We start from the raw sequence: 17,986 nt of genomic DNA on the forward strand, positions 1-17,986 counted from the left end.
CTGTGCGGGTCTCCTTGTTCAGAGGACCGGGGCGTCCGTCGCCTCGGGCCAGGTGATCCAGGACGTCGGAATGTCCTCGTGCAGCCGGACGACATCCCGCGACGCGAGCACCCGCGCGCGCAGCAACTCCCGCGCCACGAGCCGCGCCACGGCGATCGCACCGGGCGGATTGAAGTGCGTGTTGTCCTGCTCGGTGCCGGTCCAGTTGAAGTAGACCTTCGTCTCCTCCACCCCGAGCCGCTGCCACAACGCGAGCGACAACGCCTCGATGTCCAGCAACGCGACCCGCTCCTGCTGCGCGAGCGCCCGCATCGCCGCCGGGTAATCCCCGTGCGTCGGCAGCGCGTTGCCGTCCACGTCGAACCTGCGCCGCTCGACGGGGGTGGCGAGCACGGGCCGGGCGCCACGGCCTCGGGCCCCGTCGATGTAGAGCCGCAGATAGTCCTGGTAGGTCGTCCAGGGCTCGGTGTAACGAGTGGGATCGGCGGTCTTCTCATCGTTGTGCGCGAACTGCACGAGAAGAAAATCACCGGGCCGGATGGCGGCAAGGATCACATCCAGCCGCCCTTCATCGACGAAGCTTTTCGAACTCCGCCCGTTCACGGCCTGATTGGAGACCTTCACCTCCTTGCGCAGGAAGAAGGGGAGCGCCATTCCCCACCCGGTTTCCGGAGCTTCGGGGACGTACTTCTGGGCGGCGGTGGAGTCGCCGGCGATGTAGAGAGTGCGCTCCCGACGAACACCGCCACCGCGTAAAGGAACGGCGGCAAGAGCACCTAACGCGACTTGCCTACGGGTAAGAGACACGACTGGTCCACCTCTCGGCCTTCGTCTTTTGTCTTTAGGGGCGCGGGGAACTGCGCGACCAGCCCCCACCGGCCCGCAGTCCCCCCACAACCGCAACCACCCAATTCAGTGGTTCTTCTTCCAGTCAGCCTGCGCCTTGTTCAACTGATCAGCCAACGTGTCCAGGAACTCCTTCGCCGTCACCTTCCCCAACAACAACTTCTGGAAGTTCGGCTCATTGTCCGCCTTGGAGATCGTGTTCCAGTCCGGCAGGTAATACGGCAACTGCACAATCTTCGTGGACGCCCCGTTCAACGCCGCCGCAGCCAACTGCGTAGGCTCGGACTTCTGAATCCACGCCGCGTCAGCCGCATCCGTGTTGGCCGGCACCTGACCGGCAGACTCGTTGTACTTGGAGTTCTCCGCCGCGGACACCGCGAACTCGATGAACTTCCAGGCCGCTTCCTTGTTCTTGCTGGACTTGAACAGACTCAGCCCGTCAACGGGGTTGGAGATCTGCACCCGCGTACCGTCGTCCAGCGTCGGATTGGGAATCCCCTTGAACTTGTCCGCGCCCAGCGCCTTCAGATGGTCCTGGTACGACCCGAGGTTATGGCTCAGCATCCCGATCGTGCCGCTGTCCCACTGCGCGACCATCTTCGTGAAGTCGTTGTTGAGGTCGGCGGACGGAGTGTCCTTCTTGAACAGCCCGACATACTTCGCCAACGCGGCAACATTCTTCGGGTCGTTGACGGTCGTCTTGTCCCCGTTCCAGAAGGACGTGATCCCGGTCTGCCCGTACACCGCGTCCAACGCCGGCGCGATGGACCCCTCGCCACCCCGAATGGTGAACCCGAACTTGTTCTTCGCCTTGTCGGTGAGTTTGTCGGCGGCGGCATAGAACTTCGCCCAGGTGGTCGGCGCGTCCAACCCCGCCGCCTTGAACAGATCCGTGCGATACCACAGCGTCCCATTGTTGGCGGAGGTGGGAATCTGGTACAGCGTGTCCCCACCCCCCGCGCTCTTGCTGACATCGAGCAGGTTCTGGCTCAACTTCCCGTTCAGGGAACTCGACTTGAGCCGGGCATCCAACGGCTCCAACGCCCCCTGCACCGCGACCTCCGCCAGCACCGCCGTCCCCACCCCACCGACGTCGGGCAGCCCCCCGCCCTGGATCGCGGTGTCGTACTTGGACTGGGCGCTCGCGGCCGGTATCCCGACGTACTTGACCTTGATGTCGGGGTTCTTCTTCTCGAAGTCCGCGATGATCTGCTTCCAGATGTCGGTGCGGACACCGCCGTTGTTGTCCCAGAAGGTGATCGTGCCCTTGCCGGACCCCTCGTCGCCCTTGTCCCCCGCGCCGCCGCTGCCGTCGTCGCCGCAGGCGGTGGCGGTCAGCGCGAGCACGGAGCCCAGGGCGACGGCCACGGCGGCACGCCTGCTTCTGCGGATGCTGGTCTTCATAGAGCGGCTCTCTTCTTGTGGATGCGACGGTGTGATGGCCTCACGGGCGGTGGGCAAGCGCTTGCCACGGAGGTGCGTCATTGCGACTCCCAACAGGCGTACGGGCAGGGCAAGTTGGCTGGGCGAGCTACTGGAGTGGACTGATCCGGAACCGCGTGAAACTGGCCGCGCCGGCATGTCCCGCACCGGCGGGCGCGAGCGCGAAGAGCCCGAGCAGGGCACCGACCCAGCGCCAGGGGGTGGCGGCGAAGACCTGACCGCTCGACCGCGGCCCGCCCCCGACGTCGTAGAAGAAACGGCAGCGGGCCCCCGCGCCGATCTCGATCCGGAGCCGGACCCGTTCCTCGGGGGCGAGGCACGACTCCCCCGCGTCCCGTTCGCGCTCGGCGACGGGCTCGGCGAAGCGGTGGACGAACATCACCGTGCCGTCCGCGCCCCGCTGCAACCCGATCCAGCTGTACGCGTCACCGAGCACGGCGAGCCCGGCCCGCGCCCCCAACTCCTCGCTGTGCAGCCGTAGTTCGACCTCTACGGCGACCGGTGTGGCGGGGAGTCGCTGGGTGAGGAGGTTCGGGAGGCGGCGCAGGTCGTGGGTGTCGGTGGAGCGGACGCAGGTCAGGCGTAAGCCGTCGCCGGAGTGGTGGGTGGCCCAGCCGTCCTGCGGGTTCGCCGTCCACTGCCACTGACGGCCGTACCGTCCGCCGGGGAAGTCGTCGTCGGTGGCGGGCGCGGCGGGCGGCTGCGACGGGAGGTCCGGTTTCCGGTGTACGGCTACGGGGGCGCCCGCGTCGCCGATGACCGGCCAGCCGTCGTCGTCCCAGCGCATCGGCTGGAGGTGGACCAACCGGCCGTAGGCGCCCCGCTGTTGGAAGTGCAGGAACCAGTCCTCGCCGGACGGAGTGCTCACCCACGCGCCCTGGTGGGGGCCGTTGATGTCGGTGTCCCCCTGTTCCAGGACGACCTTCTCCTCGTACGGGCCGAAGAAGCCGCGTGAGCGGAACGCGCCCTGCCACCCCGTCTCAACTCCCCCTGCGGGGGCGAGGATCCAGAACCAGCCGTCGTGCTGGTGGAGTTTGGGGCCTTCCAGGGTGAACCAGCCGGGGATGCGGTCCGCGTCGACGATCACCTTGCCGTCGTCGAGGAGGGTCGTGCCGTCGGGGTGCATGCGGTGGCCGGTGAGGCGGTTCTTGATGCCCGCGCGGGACTTGGCCCAGGCGTGGACGAGGTAGGCCTCGTCGGCCTCGTCGTCCCACAGGGGGCAGGGGTCGATCAGGCCCTTGCCCTCCTTGAGGAGGTGCGGGCGGGTCCAAGGGCCGCGTATCTCGGGGGCGTTGACCTGGAAGATGCCCTGGTCGGGGTCGCCCCAGAAGATCCAGAAGCGTTCGTCGTGGTACCTCAACGCCGGTGCCCAGACTCCGCAGTCGTGGCGTGGGGTTCTGAACTCCCTTGCCGGTTGCAGGCGTTGGAGTGCGTGGCCGACCAGGGTCCAGTTGACGAGGTCGCGGGAGTGCAGCAGTGGCAGGCCCGGTACGCGGCCGAAGCTGGACGCGGTGAGGTAGAAGTCGTCGCCGACGCGGATGACGTCCGGGTCGGACCAGTCGGCGTTCAGGACGGGGTTCGTGTACGTCTCGTGGGTCACTGGCTGACCGCCTTCCGCACGAGCGCCGCGGCCTCTGCGCGGAAGAGGCAGCCATCAGCCACGACGGTGACGATCCGCCGTACGACCGTGTCGCCGGGCGGTATCGGCAGCCGCTCGTCCGAGGCCAACGAGGCGCCCACGCCCGGGTATTCGGCGGTGCGGACGAACCACGGGTCCTGGCGGGTGCGGTCCGTGGCACCGGCGAAGACCAGGGTCCAGCCGGTGCCGGCGAGGGCGAGCCAGTCGGCGCGGGTGCCGTGGACGTCCGGTTCGCCCTCGTGGTCGGCGGTGAAGACGCTCGGGGTCTCCGCCTCCTTGCGGGCCCGCCAGAAGAAGCCGCCGTACGCGGCGCCGGGGCGGCCGTTGGTGGCGGGGCTGCCGATCGAGAGGGGGTCCGGTGTGACGTTGGTGAGGGAGAAGGTGAAGTCCAACGCCCAAGCTGTGTCGGTGAGTTCGGTGGCCGCGACCGTACGGCGTTCGCGCAGTAGCTCGGCGCCGGAGGCCACCCAGCGGAGTTCCTCCACGAAGCCGTCGGGGTCGCGGAGTTGGAACGTGGAGTGGCGTTGGGCGCCGTGGTTGTCCAGTTCCGTGGGGCCCTGCTCGCGGACGTAGGTGCGGCCGCCCCAGAAGTTGTGCCCCTCGACGTCGGGAACGGCGACACCGACGCCGAGGTGGTGGGTGTGGTCGACGGGGCTCAACTCAGTGACCGCCGTGCCGGCCAGGGTGGTGACGGGGTGGAGATAGGGGCGCGGGGAGAGCCGGGCGGGCAGCTCGGGCCGGGTGACGTACCGGGCGACCGGGCGGCCCGCGACGCGCAGCACCGGCGTGTCATGGGTGATCATCAGGTGCTCACCTCTTTCGGTGGGGCCCAGGAGGCACCCAGCTCGGAGTAGAGGGCGAGGGTGTCGGCCGCCGCCGTGACCAGTGCGTCGATGCCGGGGACGACCCGGCGGTTCTCGGTCGGGATCAGGTGCCAGGCGTCGGTGGGCAGCGCGGCCGGGTCGGGGGCCTGGCGGATCGCCTCGACCACCTTCATGAAGGCGCCCGTTGCGTCCGGTGCGACCAACAGGGCGTCGCCGTCGGTGAGATGGGCGACCAGGTTCTCCAGCAGGTCCGTGCTGCCGTACTCGAACTCCTCCGGGCCGTGGCCCGCGCGCTGGAGCAGGACGCGGTCCTGCTTGTACCAGTAGGTGATCCGGCCCTCGGTGCCGTGCACCAACACGTAGGGCTCGCCGGGGTGTTCGGCGCACAGGGTCACCGCGACGGTGACCGGGCGGCCCTGGACGGTGGTGACGCGGACGCAGGAGGTGTCGTCGGACTCGATGTCGTTGGCGCGGACGAGTTCGGTCTCGATGCGGACGACGTCCTCGGCGCGGGTCGTGTCGTTGAGGGCGAGGGCGGTGGCGACGGCGTGTGCGAGGGGGTTGGTGAGCGCCCCGTCGATCACGTCGACGCCGTTCAGGCGCCGCTTGCCCGCCCAGGGGGCGCGTCGGTAGTAGGCCTCGTCGCGGGCCCAGGCACCGGCGCCGCCGACGCCGGTCAGCGTGCCGATCGCGCCCTTCCGGATCAGCTCGCGGACCGCGGGCACGGCGTGCGAGCCGAGCGACTGGAACCCGATCTGGCAGACCACTCCGGCCGCGGCGACTCCGTCGGCCATGCGGCGGAACTCGGCGTACGAGGGCGCGGGCGGCTTCTCCAGCAGCAGGTGCACGCCTCGCTTCGCGGCGGCCAGGGCGAGGTCCGTGTGGGTCGGGATCGGGGTGCAGATCACCGCGACCTGGGCGCCGGTGGAGTCGAGGAGGGCGCCGAAGTCCGGTGACTGCGCGGGGAGTTCGCCGCCGAACTCCTCCTCGGTCAGCGGGTTCAGCTCGCAGATGCCGACCAGGCGTACGAGTCCCTTGTCCTGGAGCCGGCGGATGTTCTCGACGTGCCAGCGGCCGTGACCGCGCGCACCGGCGAGGACGATGGAGACGGGCGGCGTGACTGCCGTGGCCGCGGGTGTGGTGACGGTCGTAGGACCGGTGGTGGAGGTCATGGGATTCTCCCTGCTTCGACGATCTTCGTCAGCAGGGTAAGCGGTTGCCTCATCCCTTCACCGCCCCCGCGCTGAAGCCGGTGATCAGCCACTTCTGGATGAAGGCGAACACGATCACCACCGGTACGGCCGCGATGATGCCGCCCGCGGCGAGCGCGCCGAGGTCGACGCTGTCGGCGCCCATCAGGGTGTTGAGGCCGACCGGGATCGTCTGCTTGCTCTGGTCGGACAGGAACATCAGGGCGAACAGGAAGTGGTTCCAGGCGTGCACGAAGGCGAAGGAGCCGACGGCGATCAGCCCGGGGCGCAGCAGGGGAAGGACGACGATGCGGAACGCGGCGAAGCGGTTGCAGCCGTCGACCCAGGCGGCCTCTTCCAGGGACTGCGGGACGTTCCGGATGAAGCCGCTGATGAGGATCATCGAGAGCGGCAGCTGGAAGACGGTCTCCGCGATGATGACGCTGCCGAGCGAGTTGATCATCTGGAGCTTGGCGAAGATCTGGAACAGCGGGACCAACAGCAGGGCGCCCGGAACGAATTGGGAGCAGAGCAGGGCCAGCATGAACGCGCGCTTGATCCTGAACTCGAAGCGGGCGAGGGCGTAGCCGCCGGCCAGCGCGACCACGGTGGTGAGGATCAGGGTGGCGACGCCGACGTAGACGCTGTTCTGGAAGTAGACGCCGAAGCTGCGTTCGGTCCACACCTTCTGGAAGTGGTCGAAGGTCATCGGCCAGGGCACGAGCGAGGTCGAACCGGCCGGGCGGAACGCGAAGAGCAGGATCCAGTAGAAGGGGATCAGGGTGAAGACGAGGTAGATCCCCAGGGGGACGTAGATCTGCCAGCGCGGGACCTCGTCCCAGGCGCGGCGGACCTTGCGCGGCTGTTGCGGGGCGGCGGACTCCCGCTCGCGGGCCGGGGCGATCTCGGTGATCACTTGTCGCCGCCTCCGAACTTGCTCAGGCGCAGATAGACGATCGAGAAGAAGAGCAGGATCACGAAGGCGACCGTGGTGAGGGCCGACGCGTAGCCGAAGTTGTGGGCCTCGACGCTGGTGTTGGCGACGTAGAGCGGGAGCGTGGTCGTCTCGCCGGCCGGGCCGCCGCCGGTCAGGGTGTAGAGGAGGTCGACGTTGTTGAACTCCCAGACCGCGCGCAGCAGTGTGGACAGGACGATCGCGTCCTTGAGGTGCGGCAGGGTGATGTTCCGGAACTGCTGGAAGCGGCTGGCGCCGTCGACCTCGGCGGCCTCGTAGAGGTCCTTCGAGACGGACTGGAGGTCGGCGAGGATGAGGATCGCGAAGAAGGGGACGCCCCGCCAGAGGTCCGCAACGACCGCTGCGGAGAAGACGGTTGAGGGGTCGGAGAGCCAACTCGTGCCGTACTGGCCGATTCCCATGTCGGCGAGGTAACGGGTCACGCCCGTCTGGGAGTTGTAGAGCAGCACCCAGATCGCGGAGGTCAGCACGCCCGACACGGCCCACGGGGAGAACACCAGCGCGCGGCCGATGGAGCGGCCCACGAACGTCTGGTTGACGATCAGCGCGAGGGCCAGCCCGAAGAGCAGCTGGAGGCCCACTTCGACTACGACCCACTTGGCGCTGAACGTCAACGTGTCCCAGAACTGCGGGTCGTTGGTGAAGGCCTGGGTGAAGTTGTCGAAGCCCGCGAAGCCGTTGCGCCACGGCTTGGTGGGGTTGTAGTTCTGCAGGCTGTAGTAGAAGACGCTGATGACCGGGTAGGCGATGAAGCCCAGCATGAGCAGCCCGGCCGGGGCAATCAGCAGGTACGGGAGCCTGCGCGGGGTCGCGGAGGCACGGCGCCGCCGGGGTGGCGCGGGCGGTTTCGCCACGGCTGCGGCTTGGGCCATGACTGTTCTCCGTTCGCTTGCGGTGGGTCGTGTACGGGGGTGAAGCGCTTTCTCGCCGGGTGTGGTGCGGCGCTGTGCTCTACGAGAGGGGCCGGGGGGCTAACCCGCGTACGGGTCGGCGACCTTGCCCGGCCGGGCCAGGAACTCGAAGTCGCAGCCGGTGTCCGCCTGGGTGATCTGGTCGTTGTAGAGCGCGCCGTAGCCGCGCTCGTACCGTGCGGGCGGCGGTGTCCACTCCGCCCGGCGTCGCTCCAACTCCTCGTCGTCCACGTTGAGTTGGAGGGTGCGCGCCTCGACGTCCAGGGTGATGGTGTCCCCGGTCCGGACGAGCGCCAGTGGTCCGCCGACGTACGACTCGGGCGCGATGTGCAGCACGCACGTGCCGTAACTCGTCCCGCTCATCCGGGCGTCGGAGATGCGGACCATGTCGCGGACGCCCTGCTTGAGGAGGTGGTCGGGGAGCGGGAGCATGCCGTACTCGGGCATGCCGGGGCCGCCCTTGGGGCCCGCGTTGCGCAGCACCAGCACGCTGTCGGCGGTGATGCCCAACTCCGGGTCGTTGATGGTGCGTTGCATGGTCCGGTAGTCGTCGAAGACGACCGCGGGGCCGGTGTGCTTGAGCAGGTGCGGTTCGGCGGCGATGTGCTTGATGACCGCGCCGTCCGGGCAGAGGTTGCCGCGCAGGACGGCGACCCCGCCCTCGCTCGCGACCGGGTTGTCGCGCGAACGGATCACGTCGTCGTTGTGCACCTGCGCGCCGGCCAACTGCTCGCGCAGGGTGTCGTAGGAGACCGTCGGCCGGTCCAGGTGAAGCAGGTCGGTGATGCGGGAGAGGAAGCCGAGGAGGCCGCCGGCGAAGTGGAAGTCCTCCATGAGGTACGTCTGTCCGCCGGGCCGTACGTTCGCGAGGACCGGGACCGTGCGGGCGATGCGGTCGAAGTCGTCGAGCGTGAGGCGGACGCCCGCGCGGCCGGCCATGGCGATCAGGTGGATCACGGCGTTGGTGGAGCCGCCGAGGCCGAGGACGGTGGTGACGGCGTCCTCGAAGGCTTCCTGGGTGAGGATCGACGAGAGAGCACGCCCCTTGTGAACTTGTTCGACGATCCTCATGCCGGATTGCGCGGCCATCCGATCGTGCCCCGAGTCCACGGCCGGGATGCTGGACGCACCCGGCACGGTCACGCCCAGCGCCTCCGCAGCGGCCGTCAGCGTGGACGCCGTCCCCATGGTCATGCAGTGCCCGGGTGAGCGCGCGAGGCCGCTCTCCAGTTCGGTCAGCTCGCACTCGCCGATGAGGCCCGCGCGCTTGTCGTCCCAGTACTTCCACATGTCGGTGCCGGAGCCGAGGACCTCGTTGCGCCAGTGGCCCGGCAGCATCGGGCCGGCGGGGACGAAGACGGTGGGCAGGTCGACGCTGGCGGCACCCATGAGCAGCGCGGGGGTCGACTTGTCGCAGCCGCCCATCAGCACGGCGCCGTCCACGGGGTACGACCGCAGCAACTCCTCCGTCTCCATGGCGAGGAGGTTGCGGTAGAGCATCGGGGTCGGCTTCTGGAAGGTCTCGCTGAGGGTGGCGACCGGGAATTCCAGCGGGAAGCCGCCGGCCTGCCACACCCCGCGCTTCACGGCCTGCGCGCGCTCACGGAGGTGCACATGACAGGGGTTGATGTCCGACCAGGTGTTGAGGATCGCGATGACGGGCTTGCCGAGGTGTTCCTCGGGGAGGTAGCCGAGCTGGCGGGTGCGGGCGCGGTGGCTGAAGGAGCGCAGCCCGTCGGTGCCGTACCACTGGTGGCTTCTGAGCTCTTCCGGTGCCTTCATATCGACCATCCGGCGGCTATCGCGGCGACCTCGGCGCGCTCGCTCTCGGGCAGGGGCTTGCTCGGCGGGCGGACCTCGCGGCGGCACAGGCCGAGGGACGCAAGCGCTTCCTTGACGATCGTGACGTTGTTCGCGGAGCCGTTTGCCGCCCTTAGTTCCTCGAATCGGCGGATCTGCTCCCACACCTTCATCGCGCCCGGATAGTCGCCCGATCGAAGCGCTTCGATCATGTTCAGCGAAACGGACGGGGCGACGTTCACGAGCCCCGAGGTGAAGCCGGTGGCGCCCGCCGAGAAGTAGGAGGGTGCGTACGGTTCGGCCAATCCGGCCACCCACACGAAGCGTTCGAGCCCCGCGTCCCGGGCGAAGGCGGCGAAGCGGGCCGCGTCCGGGACGGCGTACTTGACGCCGATCACGTTCGGGCAGTCGTCAGCGAGTTCGGCGAGGCGGGCGCCGAGGAGCTGGGCGTTGCGGATGTACGGGACGACACCCAGGTCGGGCACCGCCGCGGCGATGGCGCGGTGGTAGTCGACCCAGCCGTCCTGCGAGACGTACGGGTGGACGGGCTGGTGGACCATCACCATCTGGGCGCCCAACTCGCGGGCGTGCAGGGCGGATTGGACGGCGGTGGGGACGTCGTGTCCGATGCCGACGAGGATCGCGGCGCGGTCGCCGGCCTCGTCGATGGTCAACTCCGTTACCAGTTGCCGCTCTTGAGGGGTGAGGGCGTAGAACTCGCCGGTGTTCCCGTTCGGCGTGAGGATGCCGACGCCGCCGTCGAGCAGGCGGCGGAGCAGGGCCCGGTGGGTGTCCTGGTCGACGCCGCCGTCCTCGGCGAACGGGGTCACCGGGATCGCCACCACGTCGGCCAGGGCGGCCCGTTGGGTCTCGAACGCCGCTGTCATGCCTGACCGTCCTCTCCCTGGGTTCCCAACTCGGTGCCGGGGAACGCCCGTTGCACGAACGACGCGATGTGGGCGTGCAGCGCGGTGGCCGCGCCGTCCGCGTCGCCGTCGAGGGCGAGCCGCAGGATCTCCCGGTGTTCGCCGGCCTCCCGTTCCCAGGAGGGCGAGGCGGCCCAGGCGACGGCGGAGACGAGGGCGGCCTGGTCGCGGACCTCGTCGAGCATCCGGCCGAGCAGCGGGTTGCCGCACGGCAGGTACAGGGCGCGGTGGAACTCCCGGTTGGCGAGGGAGCGTTCGGCGGTGTCGGTGGCCTGGTCTGCGCGGGTGAGCGCGTCTCGGGCGTCGTCGAGGGAGGCGTGGCGTCGTACGGCCCGGCGGAGCGCCTCGGGTTCGAGGAGCAGCCGTACGTCGTACACCTCGCGTGCCATGTCCGCGTCCACCATGCGCACCGTGACGCCCTTGTACTGGTTCATCACGACGAGCCCGGTGCCGGCCAGGGTCTTGAGCGCCTCGCGCACGGGGGTCTTGGACACCCCGAACTGTGCGGCGAGGTCGGTCTCGACCAGGGGCTGACCCGGCGTCAACTGCCCGGTGAGGATGCGGCGTTTGATCTCCTCCTGCACATACTGCGTGCGGGACGGGATCGGCGTGGGCACAGAGGTCATGCGCGCCTCTCGGATGTCACGTGGCTGCGGTCGGGGGATCGGATCTCACGGGTCCGGCCCATTTGTCCGGCTCTCGCGTATCTGATCTCGCGTATCGCGTCTCATATATGACGTACGAAGTACGACGCGTTGAAGGTAGGAGCGGCCCCGTGTTTCGTCAATGCTTCTGACAGAAGAACCAGAAAGCGCTTCACATGACCGCGGTTCACATGGTCTTGGTGACGCCTTCGAGCGCGGCGGAGGTCCGGCCGGGGAAGATCGCGGCGGCGCGCTCCAGCGCCGCTTCACGGGTGAGGGTGGGTCCCACGTGGGTGATGAGGAGTTCGCGCGCACCCTTGGCACAGGCTGCGGCATCCTCGGGCGTGAGGTGAACTTGCCGTTCGCCTTCGCGATGCCGGTCGATGTCGGCCTCGCAGAGGAACACGTCGGCGCCGCCCGCGAGTTCGGACAGCGCCTCGCAGGGCCCGCTGTCCCCGGAGTACCCGAGCACACTCCCCTGACACTCGGCGCGCAGCCCGTACGCCTCGGTGTCGTGGGCGACGGCGCGGGCGGTGAGCCGGAGGTTCCAGTGCCGGACGGCGTGGCCGTCGTAGAGCGGCCGGAAGTTGAAGACGCCGCTCAGGAACCGGACGTCCGGCTGTCCGAAGAACCCGGCGAGCCGGCGCGCGCAGTCCTGCGGGGCGTAGAGCGGGATCGGGGAGGTCGGGGTCATCCCGCCGAAGGCGAACGCGTAGGCGGCGGCGAGGAGATCGGCGCTGTGGTCGGCGTGCAGATGCGAGATCCAGATCGCCGTGAGGCGCGCCGGATCCGTGTGCCGCTGCAACTCCGCGAACGTCCCGGTCCCCGCGTCCACCCACACCTCGGCGCCGCCGCCGCGCAGCAGATACCCGGAGCAGGGGCGGCCGGGGCGCGGATGCGGGGAGGCGGTGCCGAGGACGGTGAGACTGAGAGGCATGGTGGGGAAGAGTACGGTTCCGGAGCCCGGGGCACTCACGGTTCAGGGCGTTCCGTGGCGCCCGGCGTCCGGGTGGTCTACAGGCACCCGCGAGGGCGAGCCGCGGTCAGTACCCTGACGCGGTGACGACCGACGCGCTCTTGTCGAAGGCGATGAGCGGCACCGCCGACCCCCCGCTGCTCCCCCTGCCGGATCGTGTGGCCGGGCTGCTGTCGGAGCTGGGGAGCCCGCCGCGGCTGGCGGCTCATCTGCGAGCCGTCCACGACGTCGCGCATCAGCTGGTCGTCTGGGTCGAACGGCATTGCCCTGGCGTGCTGTTGGACCGCGAGGCGGTGCTCTTCGGGGCGGCGACGCACGACGTGGGCAAGACCGTGCACGTCTCCGAGCTCTCCGGGCCCGGGGCCGCGCACGAGGAGGCGGGAGAGGCCCTTCTGCTCGCGCACGGCGTCGGCCCCGAGCTGGCCCGGTTCGCCGCGACGCACGCGGCGTGGGCGCGGTCGGACGTCGGTGTGGAGGACCTCCTGGTGAGCCTCGCCGACAAGATCTGGAAGAACAAGCGCGTTCCCGAACTGGAGGATCTCGTCGTGGCCCGGCTGGCCGGGGCGACGGGCCGGGAGGTGTGGGAGGAGTTCATGGCGCTCGACGAGGTACTGACCCGCATCGGCGACCGCGCCGACGAGCGCCTCGCGTTCCAGGCGTCCTTCCCGATCCACGCCTGAACGCCTGACCGTCTGAACGCCCGGCCCCGTCGAGCGTCGGACGCTCCTACGGCTTCCAGCCCGGGTCCCGCCCGCTGAGCCCCACCGCCCGGTCCAGCAGCGGCGCGTCCTCCGGTACCGGGACCACCGGGCCGAAGATGCCGCCTCCCCGGCTCGGGTCCTGCGTGGCCGCGAGGAGGAAGCCGTACGACGTCTGGAGCGCGGCCGGGTCGGGGGCGTAGGGCTGGCCGGTGACGGTGGCCAAGTCCCAGCCGTGGATGACCAGTTCGTCGGCGGCGACGGCCGCGGCGACCGCGCCGGGGAGGTCCACGCCGCCCGCGCGGGTCATACCGGTCCAGGCGTCCGGGTCGCGCCAGGCCTCGGCGAGTTCGTCGAGGGCCTTGGGGAGCTCGGCGCGCCAGCCGGGGCCGATGTCGGGCAGGGCGGCGAGGGTCGGGCTGGTGTCGGTCGCGGCGCCCAGATCCTTGCGGGCGGCGTCGCGGAAGGCGACGGACAGCCCGAGCACATGGCCCAGCAGATGGCGTACGGCGTAGTCGGGACACGGCGTCCCGTCGCCGAGCCGCTCGTCCGGGATGCCCTCCGCGAGCCGGGCGATGACCTGGGTCTGCGGTCCGAAGTCGAACGTGCTGTCACTCATGCGCTTGCCTTCCAGGCGTCGGTCTCCACGTGAACCGAGCTCATCACGCGTGAGCTGAGCTCATGGGGTAGACCGACGGCGCGCCCGAAACTCATCGCGACTCATCCCGAGTCATCGCGCGGGGCCGTATCTCGTGGGACGGAGGCCGGCCCGGACGGGGTAACGGCGGCCGGCCTCGGAGTGGGGTCTCAGCGCCCGCCCAGCGCCTCCCGCACCCCCGCCAGGTCTCCCTCGGACGCCAACCCCGCTTGATAGAGCCGCAGTTCGGTCGCCCCGAGGCTCCGGGCCCGTTCCGCGTCCGCCGTCAATGTCGCCGGTCGGCCGCCCATCCCGGAGACCACGGTGAAGTTGGCGGCCAACACCGCCCCGTCCACGGCCTGTTCGGCGAACGGGGTCAGCAGGCCCGCGCCGGCCGTGCAGGGGACGACCACGCCGTCGGCCACGGACAGGATGTGCCCGGGGTCCACGCCCGCGTTGGCGCCGCAGTGGTACGACACCGGGTCCGCGTGGAGGAGTACCTGGAAGTCGGCCGGTGCGGCCGCCCGGACCGCCGCGACCGCCGCCTCCTGGAGCGTGCGGGCCCGTTCGTCGCGCCACGCGCGTGTGGCCGTCGCGTTCGCGTCGCCGAGGAGTTTCTCGACGCCCGCCCAGCCGCCGTCGGAGGGTGCGCCCTGCCACACCGGTTCCAGCGCGGCGCGTACGACCGCCGCCAACTCCTCGGCGTCGAGGCCCTGTTCGCCGTAGCCCTCCCGGCAGGTCGGGCAGAAGCACAGGGACATGAGGTACTGCCCGGCGTCCCCGAGCCCGACCCCGGCGGTCTTGTCGTGGGCGTGCAGGTGCGCGAGGCCGTACCAGCCGAGGGACTCCAGTTCGGTGCCGCGCGCACCGGGGCGTACGGCTGCCTCGGCGGCGAGGTCGACGAGGTACGCGCGGGTGGCGGGCTGGGCGATGCAGGGGGCCCAGGGGTAGCGGTCGCCGTAGGCGTTGACCACCGACGTGTCCGGATGGTCCGCGCCCAGACGGGAGTTGTGGGCGAGGACGACCCAGGTGTGGACCTCCAGGCCCGCTTCCGTCAGGGCGGCCGCGGCCTCACCGTAGGCGTCGCCGGGAGCCCAGTCGCCCGCCGGGTACGGCCTCAACTCCCGTCCCTGCCATCGATTGTCCGGCGGATACAGCACGGCCGCGTGCTCGGCGGTGACGATGCGGTGGCGGGGGTGGCGGGGGGTCAGCGCGCGCGTGGAGTGGTAGGCGGAGGCCAAGGTCGCCTGCTGGACGCCGAGTTGGGCGATCCTGGCGCCCGCCTCGGGGTCGCCGTTGACGTCCCAGGGGTAGACGAATGCCGATGCCTTCACGCGCCCTCCTCGATCCGCGATGCGGCCTGTGACTCGATCTCCGGCTCGATCAACGTATAGCCGCGCTCGATGAGTTGGGCGAGTTGCTTGACGTGGTCCTCGGTCGGTTCGGTCAGCGGCGGGCGGACCTCGCCGACGTCCAACCCCCGCATCCGCACGCCCGCCTTGACGAGCGAGACGGCGTAACCCCGGCCCTGGGCGCGGAGTTCGACGAACGGGAGGTAGAAGCCGTCCAGGAGACGGTTCGCCGTGGTGTCGTCGCCGGTCGCGAGTGCCCGGTGGAAGGCGAGCGCGATCTCGGGGACGAAGCAGAACACGGCGGAGGAGTAGAGGGTGATACCGATGCCCCGGTAGGCGAGCTGGGTCTGTTCGGCGGTCGGCAGGCCGTTGAAGTAGAGGAATTCGCCGGGGACTTCGGCGCGCACGGTGCTCACGATCCGCTGCATCAGGTCGAGGTCGCCGAGGCCGTCCTTGAAGCCGATGATGCCGTCCGTGCGGGCGAGTTCGACGACCGTGGCCGGGGTGAACACGGCGTTGTCGCGCTGGTAGACGATGACGGGCAGCGCGGTCGCGGCGGCCACCTCGCGGTAGTGCCGCAGCAGCCCCTCCTGGCCGGCGACCACGAGATACGGCGGCATGGCGAGCAGCCCGTCCGCCCCTGCCGTCTCCGCGAGCCGTGCGTACCGTACGGCGAGCGCGGTGCCGTAGCCCGCGCCCGCGATCACCGGGACCCGGCCCCCGGTCGCCTCCACGGCGGCCCGGACGCACGCCTCGAACTCCTCGGGCAGCAGCGCGTGGAACTCCCCGGTGCCGCAGCACGCGAACACGGCGGCGGCCCCGGCCTCCACACCCCGGCGGACATGCGCGCGGTAGACGTCGAGATCGACGGAGCCGTCGGGGCCGTACGCGGTGACGGGGAAGAACAGCGGCCCGCTGGGGATACTGAGCCGGTCGGCGAGAGGGGCTGGCGTCACGGGCTCTCCCTTGAAACAGGCGCGTACGTTCTTCTGATCAACGTCTACATTTCTGAACAGGCCCACCCTAAGGATCTGCCTCAGGGTGGGTCAAGCAGGCAAATGAGCAAGAAGGAAGCGGATTTCCCAGGTCCACGCCACACTTGACGGGCATGGTGACCGATCCTTAGCGTGTCCATACATGTGAATGTCGTTCACGAATGAAGCCGCCGATCCTAGGAGACCGAGGATGCCCGCTCCCCGCACCGTTCTGCTCACCGGCGCCGCAGGCGGGCTCGGCACCCTGATGCGGGACCTGCTCCCCTCCTACGGCTACGAGCTGCGCCTGCTGGACGTCCGTCCCATCGAGGGCGAGCCGGACGCGATCACCGCCGACCTCTCCGACCGGGCGGCGCTCCGCGAGGCCGTGCGGGGCGTCGACGCGATCATCCATCTCGCCGGCATCTCCCTGGAAGCCACCTTCGACAAGATCCTGAAGTCGAACATCGAGGGCACGTACAACCTCTACGAGGCCGCCCGCGAGGAGGGCGTCCCGCGCATCGTCTTCGCCTCCTCCAACCACGCGGTGGGCTACACCCCGAGGCCCCAGGGCGACGACCCCTTGATCCCGATCGACACCCCGCACCGCCCCGACACCTTCTACGGCCTGTCGAAGTCCTTCGGTGAGGACCTGGCGCAGCTCTACTGGGACAAGCACGGCCTGGAGACCGTCTCCGTACGCATCGGCTCGTGCTTCCCCGAGCCCAGCAGCGTGCGCATGCTGTCGATCTGGATGAGCCCCGCCGACGGCGCCCGCCTCTTCCACGCGGCCCTGACCGCCGACAACGTCCAGCACACCGTCGTCTACGGCTCCTCCGCCAACACCCGCCTGTGGTGGGACCTTTCGACCGCGCGGGCGCTCGGTTACGAGCCGCAGGACGACTCCGAGCCGTACGCCGAGAAGATCGTCGCCGAGCAGGGCGAGCTCCAGCCGGGTGTCGAGGCGCACGCGTATCTCGGCGGCCACTTCGTGAACGACCCGCCGATCTGGCCGTACTGACCCGGGCGTTACTGACACGGTCCGTACATCGGGTCGTACTGACGGGAAAAGGCACTCCGGAGACGCGGGCGGGCACCGAACGGGCCCGCCCGCCGCCGTGTTCGGGCACGGACGCTGCCCGATCTCACGCCCCGGCGCACAGCCGCGCAGGTCCGCGACGGGCACAGCGCCCGGTAAACGGTCACACACGGGCAGCATCGGGCGTGCAACAGGCCTGGTCAGTGCCGCGCACCGGCTGTAGAACTTCCCCCAAGGGTCCCACCGGGCCCGAACGGGCAGTACTCCAGGTGAGCGGGAAGGCGGTGTCGGCCATGAGCACGAGTTCGGCGGAGGAACGCCAGCGGGAGATCGTGCGGGCCGCGCGCCGCACCGGCTCGGTCGACGTCACCGCGCTCGCCGCCGAGCTGGGCGTGGCCAAGGAGACCGTACGACGGGATCTGCGGGCCCTGGAGGACCACGGGCTGGTCCGCAGGACCCATGGCGGCGCCTACCCCGTGGAGAGCGCCGGTTTCGAGACGACGCTCGCCTTCCGCGCCACCAGCCATGTCCCCGAGAAGCGCCGGATCGCGGTCGCCGCGGCCGAGCTGGTCGGGGACGCCGAGACCGTGTTCGTCGACGAGGGCTTCACCCCCCAGCTCATCGCCGAGGCGCTGCCCAGGGACCGGCCGCTGACCGTGGTCACCGCGTCCCTGCCCGTGGCGGGCGTGCTCGCCGAGTCCGAGAACACCTCCGTGCTGCTGCTCGGCGGCCGGGTCCGGCACGGCACGCTGGCCACCGTGGACCACTGGACGACGAAGATGCTCGCCGGCTTCGTCCTCGACCTCGCCTTCATCGGCGCCAACGGCATCTCCCGCGAACACGGCCTGACCACGCCCGACCCCGCCGTCAGCGAGGTCAAGGCACAGGCCATCCGCGCCTCCCGGCGCACCGTGTTCGCGGGCGTGCACACCAAGTTCGGGGCGGTCAGTTTCTGCAGGTTCGCCGAGATCGGCGCCCTGGAGACGATCGTCACGAGCACGCTGCTCCCGTCGGCCGAAGCCCACCGCTACTCCTTGCTGGGGCCACAGGTCATACGCGTCTAGGGCGCCACGAGCGTCTAGAACGCCGTTTGAAATTCCAACTGAGTCAC

The 17,986-nt window shown here is 69.9% G+C and carries 17 protein-coding genes; 3 read left to right on the top strand and 14 right to left on the bottom strand.

From position 1 onward, the window contains the following. Positions 1-18 precede the first annotated feature (18 nt). The 11 genes from ACIBK4_RS07910 to ACIBK4_RS07960 form a co-directional block, all read right to left on the bottom strand. Positions 19-807: a rhamnogalacturonan acetylesterase gene (locus ACIBK4_RS07910; protein WP_398993207.1), complete on the bottom strand. Its 789-nt coding sequence runs from the start codon at positions 805-807 to the stop codon at positions 19-21. A 105-nt stretch (positions 808-912) separates the two neighbouring features. Next, on the bottom strand, positions 913-2,250 hold the full coding sequence (locus ACIBK4_RS07915) for an ABC transporter substrate-binding protein (protein ID WP_398993209.1): 1,338 nt from the start codon (positions 2,248-2,250) through the stop codon (positions 913-915). A 127-nt stretch (positions 2,251-2,377) separates the two neighbouring features. Next, entirely contained in the window at positions 2,378-3,889 is a 1,512-nt protein-coding gene (locus ACIBK4_RS07920) for a family 43 glycosylhydrolase (RefSeq protein ID WP_398993211.1), read from the bottom strand. Continuing rightward, positions 3,886-4,731, bottom strand: a complete 846-nt coding sequence (locus ACIBK4_RS07925) for a PmoA family protein (RefSeq protein ID WP_398993213.1) — start codon at positions 4,729-4,731, stop codon at positions 3,886-3,888. Before ACIBK4_RS07925 ends, ACIBK4_RS07920 begins: the two co-directional genes overlap by 4 nt. Beyond that, a complete protein-coding gene (locus ACIBK4_RS07930) occupies positions 4,731-5,924 on the bottom strand; it encodes a Gfo/Idh/MocA family protein (protein ID WP_398993215.1) in 1,194 nt (397 codons plus the stop codon). The genes ACIBK4_RS07925 and ACIBK4_RS07930 overlap by 1 nt, the downstream gene beginning before the upstream one ends. 49 nt (positions 5,925-5,973) lie before the next feature. Beyond that, complete coding sequence (locus ACIBK4_RS07935; RefSeq protein ID WP_398993217.1) at positions 5,974-6,858, bottom strand: carbohydrate ABC transporter permease; 885 nt, start codon at positions 6,856-6,858, stop codon at positions 5,974-5,976. Continuing rightward, positions 6,855-7,790, bottom strand: a complete 936-nt coding sequence (locus ACIBK4_RS07940) for a carbohydrate ABC transporter permease (RefSeq protein WP_398993219.1) — start codon at positions 7,788-7,790, stop codon at positions 6,855-6,857. The genes ACIBK4_RS07935 and ACIBK4_RS07940 overlap by 4 nt, the downstream gene beginning before the upstream one ends. A 99-nt stretch (positions 7,791-7,889) precedes the next feature. Continuing rightward, the gene (araD, locus tag ACIBK4_RS07945) at positions 7,890-9,620 is read right to left on the bottom strand and encodes an L-arabinonate dehydratase (protein ID WP_398993221.1); all 1,731 of its coding nucleotides are present in this window, start codon (positions 9,618-9,620) and stop codon (positions 7,890-7,892) included. After that, positions 9,608-10,516: a dihydrodipicolinate synthase family protein gene (locus ACIBK4_RS07950; protein ID WP_398993223.1), complete on the bottom strand. Its 909-nt coding sequence runs from the start codon at positions 10,514-10,516 to the stop codon at positions 9,608-9,610. Before ACIBK4_RS07950 ends, araD begins: the two co-directional genes overlap by 13 nt. Continuing rightward, a complete protein-coding gene (locus ACIBK4_RS07955; RefSeq protein ID WP_398993225.1) occupies positions 10,513-11,181 on the bottom strand; it encodes a GntR family transcriptional regulator in 669 nt (222 codons plus the stop codon). The genes ACIBK4_RS07950 and ACIBK4_RS07955 overlap by 4 nt, the downstream gene beginning before the upstream one ends. A 205-nt stretch (positions 11,182-11,386) precedes the next feature. Next, positions 11,387-12,136 carry an MBL fold metallo-hydrolase gene (locus tag ACIBK4_RS07960; RefSeq protein WP_398993228.1) on the bottom strand — a complete coding sequence of 250 codons (750 nt, stop codon included), beginning with the start codon at positions 12,134-12,136 and terminating at the stop codon, positions 11,387-11,389. A 152-nt stretch (positions 12,137-12,288) separates the two neighbouring features. Here ACIBK4_RS07960 and ACIBK4_RS07965 point away from each other — a divergent pair, with 152 nt between their 5' ends. After that, positions 12,289-12,855, top strand: coding sequence for a phosphohydrolase (locus ACIBK4_RS07965; RefSeq protein WP_398994368.1), 567 nt, complete (start codon positions 12,289-12,291; stop codon positions 12,853-12,855). Between the two features lie 46 nt (positions 12,856-12,901). Here the strand turns inward: ACIBK4_RS07965 and ACIBK4_RS07970 are convergent, their stop codons facing one another. The 3 genes from ACIBK4_RS07970 to ACIBK4_RS07980 all read right to left on the bottom strand — a co-directional run bounded on the left by ACIBK4_RS07970 (position 12,902) and on the right by ACIBK4_RS07980 (position 15,818). Further along, on the bottom strand, positions 12,902-13,492 hold the full coding sequence (locus ACIBK4_RS07970; RefSeq protein ID WP_398993230.1) for a TIGR03086 family metal-binding protein: 591 nt from the start codon (positions 13,490-13,492) through the stop codon (positions 12,902-12,904). A 188-nt stretch (positions 13,493-13,680) separates the two neighbouring features. Further along, positions 13,681-14,844 carry a hypothetical protein gene (locus tag ACIBK4_RS07975; protein WP_398993232.1) on the bottom strand — a complete coding sequence of 388 codons (1,164 nt, stop codon included), beginning with the start codon at positions 14,842-14,844 and terminating at the stop codon, positions 13,681-13,683. Further along, a complete protein-coding gene (locus tag ACIBK4_RS07980; protein ID WP_398993234.1) occupies positions 14,841-15,818 on the bottom strand; it encodes a 5-dehydro-4-deoxyglucarate dehydratase in 978 nt (325 codons plus the stop codon). Before ACIBK4_RS07980 ends, ACIBK4_RS07975 begins: the two co-directional genes overlap by 4 nt. 229 nt (positions 15,819-16,047) lie before the next feature. Between ACIBK4_RS07980 and ACIBK4_RS07985 the strand changes: the two genes are divergently transcribed. After that, positions 16,048-16,857 carry an NAD-dependent epimerase/dehydratase family protein gene (locus ACIBK4_RS07985; protein ID WP_398993236.1) on the top strand — a complete coding sequence of 270 codons (810 nt, stop codon included), beginning with the start codon at positions 16,048-16,050 and terminating at the stop codon, positions 16,855-16,857. Between the two features lie 311 nt (positions 16,858-17,168). Next, the gene (locus tag ACIBK4_RS07990; protein ID WP_398993238.1) at positions 17,169-17,939 is read left to right on the top strand and encodes a DeoR/GlpR family DNA-binding transcription regulator; all 771 of its coding nucleotides are present in this window, start codon (positions 17,169-17,171) and stop codon (positions 17,937-17,939) included. Positions 17,940-17,986 lie beyond the last annotated feature (47 nt).

It is taken from the genome of Streptomyces sp. NPDC050528, from assembly GCF_044457795.1.
GTDB lineage: Bacteria > Actinomycetota > Actinomycetes > Streptomycetales > Streptomycetaceae > Streptomyces.